The organism is Sphingomonas bacterium (assembly GCF_903643035.1).
Lineage (GTDB): Bacteria > Pseudomonadota > Alphaproteobacteria > Sphingomonadales > Sphingomonadaceae > Sphingomonas.
Genome location: NZ_CAHJWW010000081.1, coordinates 1 through 10472, shown reverse-complemented (window position 1 = coordinate 10472; position 10472 = coordinate 1). Strand labels below are relative to the sequence as shown.

The 10472-nt window shown below is 71.6% G+C and carries 10 protein-coding genes; all 10 read left to right on the top strand.

The window, feature by feature from the left end; all coding sequences use genetic code 11:
- The coding region (locus HUV01_RS07095; protein ID WP_254606448.1) for an extensin family protein at positions 1–565 on the top strand (565 nt) is incomplete at its 5' end.
- 32 nt (positions 566–597) lie between these two features.
- Positions 598–1488: an LOG family protein gene (locus HUV01_RS07090; RefSeq protein WP_174297601.1), complete on the top strand. Its 891-nt coding sequence runs from the start codon at positions 598–600 to the stop codon at positions 1486–1488.
- A gap of 64 nt (positions 1489–1552) precedes the next feature.
- Positions 1553–3379, top strand: a complete 1827-nt coding sequence (locus HUV01_RS07085) for a DEAD/DEAH box helicase (protein WP_174297600.1) — start codon at positions 1553–1555, stop codon at positions 3377–3379.
- 25 nt (positions 3380–3404) lie between these two features.
- Positions 3405–3875, top strand: a complete 471-nt coding sequence (locus HUV01_RS07080) for a YaiI/YqxD family protein (RefSeq protein ID WP_174297599.1) — start codon at positions 3405–3407, stop codon at positions 3873–3875.
- Positions 3872–4399, top strand: coding sequence for a 2Fe-2S iron-sulfur cluster-binding protein (locus tag HUV01_RS07075; protein WP_174297598.1), 528 nt, complete (start codon positions 3872–3874; stop codon positions 4397–4399). The genes HUV01_RS07080 and HUV01_RS07075 overlap by 4 nt, the downstream gene beginning before the upstream one ends.
- Positions 4396–5412, top strand: a complete 1017-nt coding sequence (locus HUV01_RS07070) for an FAD binding domain-containing protein (protein ID WP_174297597.1) — start codon at positions 4396–4398, stop codon at positions 5410–5412. Before HUV01_RS07075 ends, HUV01_RS07070 begins: the two co-directional genes overlap by 4 nt.
- A complete protein-coding gene (locus HUV01_RS07065; protein ID WP_174297596.1) occupies positions 5409–7739 on the top strand; it encodes a xanthine dehydrogenase family protein molybdopterin-binding subunit in 2331 nt (776 codons plus the stop codon). Before HUV01_RS07070 ends, HUV01_RS07065 begins: the two co-directional genes overlap by 4 nt.
- Positions 7740–7832: 93 nt before the next feature.
- The gene (locus HUV01_RS07060; protein WP_174297595.1) at positions 7833–9452 is read left to right on the top strand and encodes an NAD(P)/FAD-dependent oxidoreductase; all 1620 of its coding nucleotides are present in this window, start codon (positions 7833–7835) and stop codon (positions 9450–9452) included.
- Between the two features lie 83 nt (positions 9453–9535).
- Positions 9536–9715 (top strand): hypothetical protein, encoded by a 180-nt coding sequence (locus HUV01_RS07055; protein WP_174297594.1) that lies wholly within the window; start codon positions 9536–9538, stop codon positions 9713–9715.
- 7 nt (positions 9716–9722) lie between these two features.
- Positions 9723–10472: NAD(P)/FAD-dependent oxidoreductase (locus HUV01_RS07050; RefSeq protein ID WP_174297593.1), on the top strand; the 750-nt coding region annotated here is incomplete at its 3' end.

Here is a 10472-nt window from a genome sequence, read left to right as displayed (position 1 = left end):
CCGACCGGTCGCCGGCCCGCCGGCGGGCGAGACGCGGGCCTGCCATGCGGACCTCGCGCGCATGGGGGTGCGCTTCACGCCTCTGCCCGATCGCGACCGTGGCGATGGCTGCGCCCTGATCGGCACCGTGCGGCTGGACGATATCGGCGTGCCCGTCACCAATCTGACGGCGGTACGCTGCGGCGAGGCGCGGGCGCTGGCGGGCTGGGTGCGCAACGCGGTCGTCCCGGCGGCGTACCAGCTGCTGGGCAGCGAGCTCGCGCGGGTGGAGGGGATGGGCAGCTATGCCTGCCGCAACGTGATCGGCTCGGCGCGCGCCGCGAGCCGGCGGTCGGGACATGCGATCGCCAACGCGGTCGATATCGGCGGCTTCGACCTGCGCGACGGGCGGCGGATCACGATCGCCGCCGACTGGTCGTCGCCCGACCCGCAGGTGCGCGGCTTCCTCGACGCGATCCACCGTTCCGCCTGCCGCCGCTTCGGCACCGTGCTGTCCCCCGACTACAACACCGCGCACCGCAACCACCTGCACCTGGAGGACGATCGGGCCTCGTTCTGCCGCTAGGCAGCGGCCCGCGCCTGCCTTAGAGGCTCCGGATGACCGATACCCGAGTACCCAGCCGCGTCTTCCGCCGCGCCGCGCAGGACGCCAAGACCGCCAAGACCAGCGTCTCGACGCCGCAGACGCAGAACCCCGCCTATCGCCTGGCCTTCCAGGACATGGATTTCCTGTTGCGCGAGGACTTGCGCCCGATCCGGTTCCAGCTGGAGCTGCTCAAGCCCCAGCTGATCCTCGAGGAGGCCAGGATCGCCTCGACGTTCGTGTTCTATGGCTCGGCGCGCATTCCCGAGCCCGACAAGGCGCGCGCGCTGCTCGACCTCGCGACCGACGACAAGAGCCGTCGCATCGCCGAGCGGCTGGTCGCCAAGAGCCGTTACTACGAGGTCGCGCGCGAACTCGCCCGGATCACCAGCCGGTTGCCGCGAGACGCGGACGGCAAGCGGCATTTCGTGGTCTGCTCGGGCGGCGGGCCGTCGATCATGGAGGCGGCGAACAGGGGAGCGCGCGACGTCGGCGCCGAATCGATCGGCCTCAACATCGTCCTGCCGCACGAACAGGCTCCCAACCCCTATGTCACGCCCGCGCTGTCGATGCAGTTCCACTATTTCGCGCTGCGCAAGATGCACTTCCTGCTACATGCGCGCGCGCTGGCGGCGTTTCCGGGCGGGTTCGGCACGTTCGACGAGCTGTTCGAGCTGCTGACGCTGATCCAGACCGGCAAGATCGAGCCGATCCCCGTGCTGTTGTTCGGCCGCGAGTTCTGGGAGCGGGTCATCGATTTCGACGCGCTAGTGGAGGAAGGCGTAGTGTCCGAGCGCGATCTCGGCATCTTCACCTTCGTCGAGACCGCCGAGGAGGCCTGGGACATCGTCCGCTGCTTCTACGAGGATCGCGCCGCGCAGGAGCCCTCGCCGCCGACCGGATGACCAGCGCCGGGTGGCCGTGACGCGTCCGCCTTGCTTCCGCCATCACGCGCCCCGATATCGACTGATGCCTTTCAGCCAATTGCCGCAGTCTCTCCAGGAGGCGCTGACCGAACGCGGCTATGCCGCTCCCACCGCCGTACAGGCGGCCATGCTTCAGGAAGGCGCGGATACGCGCGACCTGATCGTCTCCGCGCAGACGGGATCGGGCAAGACCGTCGCGTTCGGGATGGCGATGGCGGAACAGCTGCTCCCCAGGATCGGGGGAGACGGGGGGGACGCCGGCTTCGGCCCGATCGGCCAGCCCGGAGCGCCGGGCGCGCTGGTCATCGCGCCGACGCGCGAACTGGCGCTGCAGGTCAGCCGCGAGCTGCAATGGCTGTACGCGAAGGCCGGCGCGCGGATCGTCAGCTGCGTCGGCGGGATGGACCCGTCGCGCGAACGGCGCCTGCTGAGCCACGGCGCCCATGTCGTCGTCGGCACGCCCGGCCGGCTGCGCGACCATCTGGAGCGCGGCGCGCTCGACCTGTCGACGCTGAAGGTCGCGGTGCTCGACGAGGCGGACGAGATGCTCGACATGGGCTTTCGCGAGGACCTGGAAGGGCTGCTGGACGCGACGCCGGACGGGCGACGCACGCTGCTGTTCTCGGCGACCATCCCCAAGCCGATCGTCGCGCTCGCCCGCCGGTACCAGCGCGATGCGATGACCGTGTCGACGGTCGGCACGGATCGCGGCCACGGCGACATCAGCTATCAGGCGCTGGCGGTCGCGCCGTCGGACATCGAGCATGCGGCGGTCAACCTGCTGCGCTTTCACGAGCCGGACACCGCGATCGTCTTCTGCGCGACGCGCGAGGCGGTGCGCCAGCTGCACGCGCGGCTGGTGGAGCGCGGCTTCGACGCGGTCGCGCTGTCGGGCGAGCACAGCCAGGCCGAGCGCAACCACGCGCTCCAGGCGCTGCGCGATCGCCGCGCGCGAGTCTGCGTCGCGACCGACGTCGCGGCGCGCGGCATCGACCTGCCCAACCTGTCGCTCGTCATCCATGCCGAGCTGCCGCGCGACGCGGAGGCGTTGCAGCACCGCTCCGGCCGCACCGGCCGCGCGGGCAGGAAGGGCATCGCCGCACTGATCGTTCCCTATCCACGCCGCCGCCGGACCGAGGCGATGCTGCGCGACGCGCGCGTGGCGGTGGAGTGGATCGCCGTCCCGACGCCCGAGGACATCCGCGTCGCCGACCGCCAGCGGCTGCTCGCCGTGCTGTCCGCGCCGGTCGAGCTCGACGACGACGATCGCGACCTTGGCGCCGCGCTGCTCGCCGAACGATCGGCGGAGGAGGTGGCCGGCATGCTGGTGCGTGCGCACCGCGCGAAGCTGCCCGCGGCCGAGGATCTGCTGGAGGCGCCCGCCGCCGGCCGGGGAGCACCGGGTCGCGAACGCGGCAACGATGCCGGCCCGGGGCAGTCGCGCGAGGGGTTCGAGGACGCGGTATGGTTCCGGATGAACATCGGGCGTCGGCACAACGCCGATCCGCGCTGGCTGCTGCCGCTGCTGTGCCGGCGCGGCCATCTCGGCAAGGGCGAGGTGGGCGCGATCCGCATCGCCGCCGACGAGACGATGTTCGAGATACCGCGCGGCGTCGCCGGCCGTTTCCTGGCGGCGGTCAAGCGGACCGCGTCGACCGCCGATCCCGAGGGCGAACTTCGGATCGAGCCGGCGCAGGGCGGTCCCGCGCCGGGCGGTGGCGGCACCGCCCGTGAAGGTGGTGGACGTGACGGTGGCGGGCGTGGAGGCGGCCCGCGTGCCGGTGGCGGCAACCAGGGTGGATTGCCCCGCGCGCGGTACGGGGCGCGTCCAACGCATGGTCGGGCGCCCCGTCAGGGCGGGCAGCAGTAGCTTCCCCGCGCTGTTTGCGCCCGTCATGCCCCGCATCCTGATCGACGCCGATGCCTGCCCGGTGAAGGACGAGGCGTACCGGGTCGCGTTCCGCCACGGCGCGGGCGTGTGGATCGTCAGCAACTCCCGGCTGCGGGTCCCCGACCACCCGCTCGTCACCCGCGTGGTGGTGGGAGACGGGTTCGATGCCGCCGACGACTGGATCGCGGAGACGTCCGGCGCGGACGCGATCGTCGTCACGGCGGATATCCTGCTCGCCGACCGGTGCCTGAAGGCGGGGGCGAGCGTCATCGCGCCGACCGGCCGGCCGTTCACGACCGCCTCCATCGGCACGGCCATCGCGACGCGCGCGATCATGGCGGACCTTCGCGCCGGCGGCGACCAGCTCGGCGGGCCGGCGCCGTTTTCGAAGACTGACCGCTCGCGCTTCCTGTCCGCGCTGGACGAAGCGGTGGTCCAGGTGGCAAAAGGCGCCCGACGGAGGATGACCCCATGAACTTCACGATCAACGATGCGATGGTGGAGGCGGAATGCGATATCCGCACCTCGCTCCTCGACCTGTTGCGCGAGCATCTGGGGCTCACCGGCTCCAAGAAGGGGTGCAACCAGGGTGCGTGCGGTGCATGCACCGTGCTGGTCGACGGCGAGCGGATCAACGCGTGCCTCGCGCTGGCGGTGCAGTACCAGGGCCGCTCGATCACGACGGTCGAGGGATTAAGCGCCAGGGGCGAGCTCCACCCGCTCCAGCGCGCGTTCATCGAGCATGACGGCTTCCAGTGCGGGTATTGCACGCCCGGCCAGCTCTGCTCGGCGGTGGCGATGGCGGGAGAGGTCGCGCGGGGGCTCCCCAGCGTCGTGACCGCCGACCTGGCGGCGGACCGGGTGACGCTTACCGGCGACGAGCTGCGCGAGCGGATGAGCGGCAATCTGTGCCGGTGCGGCGCCTACAACGGCATCGTCGCCGCGATCACGGAGACCTATGCGGACGGAGATGGCCGGATGCTGGAGAAGGCGGCATGACCCCGTTCACCTACACGCGGGCGGAGGACGCGGCGGGCGCGGTCCGCCTGGCGGGAACCGACCCCGATGCGCGGTATCTCGGCGGCGGCACCAACCTAGTCGACCTGATGCGCGAGACGATCGAGCGGCCGGACGCGCTGGTCGACGTGACGGGCCTGTCCCACGCGATCGCACCCACAGACGCGGGCGGCCTGACCATCGGCGCCGCCGCCACCAACACGCAGGTGGCGGAGAACCGCGTCGTGCGCGAACGCTATCCCGTGCTGGCGCGCGCGATCCTCGCCGGGGCGTCCGCGCAGATCCGCAACATGGCGACGACGGGCGGCAACCTGCTCCAGCGCACGCGATGCGGTTATTTCTACGACAACGAGTCCGCCCGCTGCAACAAGCGCGAGCCCGGCGCCGGCTGCGACGCGGTCGACGGGTTCAACCGCATCCATGCGATCCTAGGCGCCTCGCCCGCCTGCGTCGCGACGCATCCGTCCGACATGGCGGTGGCGCTGGCGGCGCTCGACGCGATCGTGCACCTGACCGGCCCGGACGGCGAGCGCGCGCTGCCGCTGGTGGACTTCCACCGCCTGCCCGGCGGCAGCCCGGACCGCGACACGAACCTGAGACCGCACGAGCTGGTCGTCCGCGTCGAGCTGCCCGCCATGCCGATGGCCGCGCGCTCGACCTATCGCAAGGTTCGCGACCGGGCGAGCTACGCCTTCGCGCTGGTGTCGGTCGCGGCCGCGCTGGACGTGGAGGACGGCGTGATCCGCGACGTGCGCCTGGCGCTCGGCGGCGTGGCGCACAAGCCCTGGCGCGCGTGGAAGGCGGAGGACGTGCTGCGCGGGGCGCCGGCGACCGGGGAGACCTTTCGCGCTGCCGCGCGGGCCGAGCTAGCCGACGCCGCGCCGCTGTCGGGCAACGCGTTCAAGATACCGCTGGCGACGCGCACGATCGTCGCCGTGCTGGGCGAGTTGAGCGGCCTGCCCGTTCTCGCCGACCTGATGGGAGAAGCCGCATGAGCATCGTACAGGAAACGGCCAAGCGCGTGCAGGGCGCCGTGCAGGCGGCTAGGAACAAGGCGATCGAGCTCGCGCCCGACAGCTGGATCCCCGGCGGCGTTCCCGATCCGCTGATCCGCCACAAGCACGGCCTGATCGGCACGGCCGTCTCGCGGCTCGACGGACCGCTGAAGGTGCGCGGGGCGGCGCGGTTCGCGGCCGAGTTCCCGATGGACGGCATGGTCTATGCCGCGCTGGCCTACAGCACGATCGCGAAGGGCCGCATCGCGACCCTCGACACGGACGCGGCCGAGGCGGCGCCCGGCGTCGTGCTGGTGATGACCCATCGCAACGCGCCCCGGCTCGCGCCGCCGCCGATGTTCATGTCCGCGCCCAAGGCGGCGTCGGGCGACGACCTGCCGATCATGCAGGACGACCGGATCAACTGGAACGGCGAGCCGATCGCGGTCGTGCTCGCGCAGACGCAGGAGCAGGCGGACCACGCCGTCTCGCTGATCCGCGCGACCTATCACCCTGAACCCGCGACCACCACGTTCGACGAGGTCAAGTCGGCCCTGAAGATCGCGAGCTTCCAGGGCGAGCCGCTGCTGGTCGAGATCGGCGATGCGGAGGCGGCGCTGGCCGCGGCGTCCGCAAGGGTGGACGCGACCTACACGACGCCGCGCCACAACCACAATGCGATCGAGCCGCACGCCCTGACGCTGGCGTGGAACGGCGACGAGCTGATGATCCACGACGCTTCGCAAGGCGTCGCGCATACCGCCTGGACGATCGGGCACGTGTTCGGCCTGAAGGAAGGGCAGGTCCATGTCTCGTCGCCCTATGTGGGTGGCGGCTTTGGCGGCAAGACCCTGTGGCGGCACCATTTCCTAGCGGCGGCGGCGGCGCGTCTGGCGGGTCGGCCGGTGCGGATCGTGCTGTCCCGCGAAGGCGTGTACCGGCTGGTCGGAGGGCGGACGCTGACGGAGCAGCGCGTCGCGATCGGCGCGCGGGCGGACGGGACGTTCGACGCGATCGTCCACACCGGCGCGGTGGCGATGACCGCGCACAACAACATGCCCGAGCCGTTCATCGTGGCCACGCGATCGGCCTATGCCGCGGGCAGCTTCAGGCTCAGCGTCCATTATGGCGAGATGGACATGCTCGCCAACACCTTCATGCGCGCGCCCGGCGAGTCGGTCGGCACCTTCGCGCTGGAAAGCGCGGTGGACGAACTGGCGGTCGTGCTCGGCATGGACCCGATCGCGCTGCGCGTGGTGAACGAGCCCGAGAAGGATCCGACGTCGGGCACGCCCTTTTCGTCGCGGAACATCGTCGAGGCGTATCGCCAGGGCGCCGAACGGTTCGGATGGAGCGAGCGGCAGGCGACGCCGGGCACCCGCCGCGAGGGCGAATGGCTGGTCGGCATGGGCTGCGCCACCGCGACCTATCCCTATTACCGGATGCCCGGCGGGGCGGCGAGACTGACGCTGACGAAGGACGCCCGTGCGACGATCGAGATCGCCGCGCACGAGATGGGCATGGGCACGCAGACCACGACGACGCTGGTCGCAGCGGAGCGGCTCGGCCTTCCGATGGACCGGGTGACGGTCGCCTATGGCGACTCGCGCCAGCCCGGGCTGGTGCTGGCCGGCGGGTCGCAGCAGACCGCCTCGATCGGCGCGGCGGTGATCGCCGCGCACGGCGCGCTGGTGAAGGAACTGCTGAAGCTCGCCGGCAACGACTCGCCGCTCGCGGGACTGAAGCCCGGCGAGGTGGAGGCGCGTGACGGCGGCCTTGCCTGTATCGACGAGCCCGGTCGTTTCGAGAGCTACGCCTCGATCCTGTCGCGCGCGCAACGCGACGAGGTGTCCGTGGAGGGCGACGCCGCGCCACCGCTGGAGACGCTGCACTGGTCGATGCACTCCTTCGGCGCGATCTTCTGCGAGGTCGCGGTGAACGCCGTCACCGGCGAACCGCGGGTGCGCCGCGTGCTGGGCTCGTTCGACTGCGGCCGCATCCTGAACGCCAAGACCGCCGCCAGCCAGTTCCGCGGCGGCATCATCATGGGCCTCGGCCTGGCGCTGATGGAGGAGACGCAGTTCGACGAGCGCAACGGGCGGGTGATGAACCCCAGCCTCGCCGAATATCATGTGCCGGTGCACATGGACGTGCCCGACATCGACGTGATCTGGACCGACATCCCCGATCCCCATACACCGATGGGCGCGCACGGCGTCGGCGAGATCGGCATCACCGGCATCGGCGCCGCGGTCGCCAACGCGATCTATAACGCCACGGGCAAGCGCGTGCGCGATCTGCCGATCACGCTCGACAAACTGATGTAGGACGCAGGCGCATCCCCTTCCCGTCCCCTTTTCCGTCCAGGCCGCGCGTGGGCGGAGTTGGTCGGACCGCCCGCAGTCCCTAGATACCGTCCAATGCTCCGCATCGCCGACCTCAGACTGCCGCTCGGGCACGCGCCCGATGCGCTGGCGGACGCGATCGTCTGCCGGCTGGATATCGTTCCCGCGGCGCTGATCGAATGGCGGGTCGTCCGCCGCGCCAACGATGCCCGGCGCAAGTCCGCGATCCTGCTGGTGTATTCGGTCGACGTGACGCTGGCCGACGAGGCGGCGGTGCTTGGCCGCTTCCCGGACGACCCGCACGTCCGGCCGACGCCCGAGACCGGCTATCGCCCCGTCGCCACCGCCCCGTCCACCACCCCGCCGGGGGCTCCGCGCCCCGTCGTGATCGGCGCCGGGCCGTGCGGGCTGTTCGCGGCGCTGATCCTCGCGCAGTCCGGCTTCCGGCCGATCCTGGTCGATCGCGGCAAGCCGGTGCGCGAGCGGACGAAGGATACATGGGGCCTGTGGCGGCGCGGCGTGCTGAACCTCGAATCGAACGTCCAGTTCGGCGAGGGCGGCGCGGGCACCTTTTCCGACGGCAAGCTGTGGAGCCAGATCAAGGACCCGCGCCACCTCGGCCGCAAGGTGCTGACCGAGTTCGTCGCAGCGGGCGCTCCCGCCGAGATACTGACGGAGGCGCATCCGCATATCGGCACGTTCCGGCTGGTGACGATGGTCGAGGCGATGCGCGCGCAGATCGTGGCGCTGGGCGGCGAGTATCGCTGGCAGGCGCGCGTCGACGACGTCGAGATCGCCGGCGGTCGCCTCCACGCGCTGCACCTGTCGACCGGCGAGCGGCTGGCCGCGACGCACGTCATCCTCGCCCCCGGCCACAGCGCGCGCGACACGTTCGCGATGCTTCACGCCGCCGGCGTCCACGTCGAGGCCAAGCCGTTTTCGATCGGCGTGCGGATCGAGCATCCGCAGTCGTGGATCGACCGCGCGCGCTTTGGGCCGTGCGCGGGCCACCCCGATCTGGGCGCGGCGGCCTATACGCTGTCGCACCACTGCACCGGCGTCGCGGCCGGGCGGACCGTCTATTCCTTCTGCATGTGCCCCGGCGGGAAGGTGGTCGCCGCCACCAGCGAGGTCGGCCGCGTCGTCACCAACGGCATGAGCCAGTATTCGCGCGCCGAGTTCAACGCCAATTCCGGACTGGTGGTCGGCATCGACCCGGCCCGCGACTATCCGGACGGCCCGCTGGCGGGTGTCGAGCTGCAGCGCGCCCTGGAAAGCGCGGCCTATGTCGCGGGCGGTTCGAGCTATGCCGCGCCCGGACAGCTGGTGGGCGACCTGCTGGCGGGCCGGCCCTCGACGCGGCTCGGCGCGGTGGCGCCGTCGTACGCGCCGGGCGTCCACCTGACCGACCTTGCCGACTGCCTGCCCGCGTTCGCGATCGACGCGTTCCGCGAGGCGCTGCCCGTGTTCGGGCGACAGATCGCCGGCTACGACCATCCGGACGCGATGATGACCGGGGTGGAGACGCGCACCTCCTCGCCGGTGCGGATCACGCGCGGCCGGGACTTCCAGAGCCTCAACACCGCCGGGCTCTATCCGGCGGGCGAAGGCGCGGGCTATGCCGGCGGCATATTGTCGGCGGCGATCGACGGGATCAAGGTGGCCGAGGCGGTGGCGCTGAGCATCGCGGGATGATCCCGCCACCCCATCCGGCGCCCGCGACCCATCCGGCGCCCGCGACCCATCCGGCGCCTACGACGAAGCAGACAGGAACGGCCATGCCCGAGAAGTTCGAACGCCACCGACAGCCCTGGCGGCAGGACGAGATCCAGAAGCTGCATCTGCTCGCGGGCAAGGGCATGTCGCTGAAGGCGATCGCCAAGGCGCTGACCCGCAGCGAGGAGTCGGTGAAGGACCGCGCCAAGGAAGACGGACTGTCGATCGCCAGGCTGCGGTGACGCGCGGATGACCGGGGACACCTATGACGCGATCGTGCTCGGCGCCGGCGCCGCCGGGCTGATGTGCGCCGCCACGGCGGGCCAGCGCGGCCGGCGCGTGCTGGTGGTCGACCATGCGGCGGAGCCCGGCGCGAAGATCGTGATCTCGGGCGGCGGGCGGTGCAACTTCACCAACATCCACACCGCGCCCGACCGGTTCGTGTCCGCCAACCCGCATTTCGCGCGCTCGGCGCTCGCCCGCTACACGCCGGACGATTTCGTCGCGACCGTCGAGCGGCACGGGATCGGGTGGCACGAGAAGACGCTGGGGCAGCTGTTCTGCGACCGATCGGCGCGCGACATCGTCGCGATGCTGCTCGGCGAATGCGGGATGGGCCGCGTCGACATGGCGCTCGGCCGGACGGTGACGGCGGTGGACCACGCGGACGGGCGGTTCCGCGTGGGCGTCGACGGCGCCAGCCACGCGGGCGCGGCGCTGGTGATCGCGACGGGAGGGCCATCGATACCCAAGCTGGGCGCGACCGGCTTCGCCTATGAGCTTGCGCGCCGCTTCGGGCTGAAGGTCGTCGAGCCGCGCCCCGCGCTGGTCCCGCTGACGCTGGGCGCGGGAGAGGCGCTGTTCCGCGACCTCGCCGGCGTGTCGGCGCAGGTGGTGGCGCGCTGCGGCACGGCGGCGTTCCCGGAGGCGGCGCTGTTCACGCATCGCGGCCTGTCGGGGCCGGCGATCCTGCAGGTGTCCTCCTACTGGCGGCACGGG

Bases quoted from the DNA above. Each gene is read 5' to 3' on its own strand.
- HUV01_RS07090 (WP_174297601.1), top strand. From the start codon at position 598: ATGACCGATACCCGAGTACCCAGCCGCGTCTTCCGCCGCGCCGCGCAG.
- HUV01_RS07085 (WP_174297600.1), top strand. From the start codon at position 1,553: ATGCCTTTCAGCCAATTGCCGCAGTCTCTCCAGGAGGCGCTGACCGAA.
- HUV01_RS07080 (WP_174297599.1), top strand. From the start codon at position 3,405: ATGCCCCGCATCCTGATCGACGCCGATGCCTGCCCGGTGAAGGACGAG.
- HUV01_RS07075 (WP_174297598.1), top strand. From the start codon at position 3,872: ATGAACTTCACGATCAACGATGCGATGGTGGAGGCGGAATGCGATATC.
- HUV01_RS07070 (WP_174297597.1), top strand. From the start codon at position 4,396: ATGACCCCGTTCACCTACACGCGGGCGGAGGACGCGGCGGGCGCGGTC.
- HUV01_RS07065 (WP_174297596.1), top strand. From the start codon at position 5,409: ATGAGCATCGTACAGGAAACGGCCAAGCGCGTGCAGGGCGCCGTGCAG.
- HUV01_RS07060 (WP_174297595.1), top strand. From the start codon at position 7,833: ATGCTCCGCATCGCCGACCTCAGACTGCCGCTCGGGCACGCGCCCGAT.
- HUV01_RS07055 (WP_174297594.1), top strand. From the start codon at position 9,536: ATGCCCGAGAAGTTCGAACGCCACCGACAGCCCTGGCGGCAGGACGAG.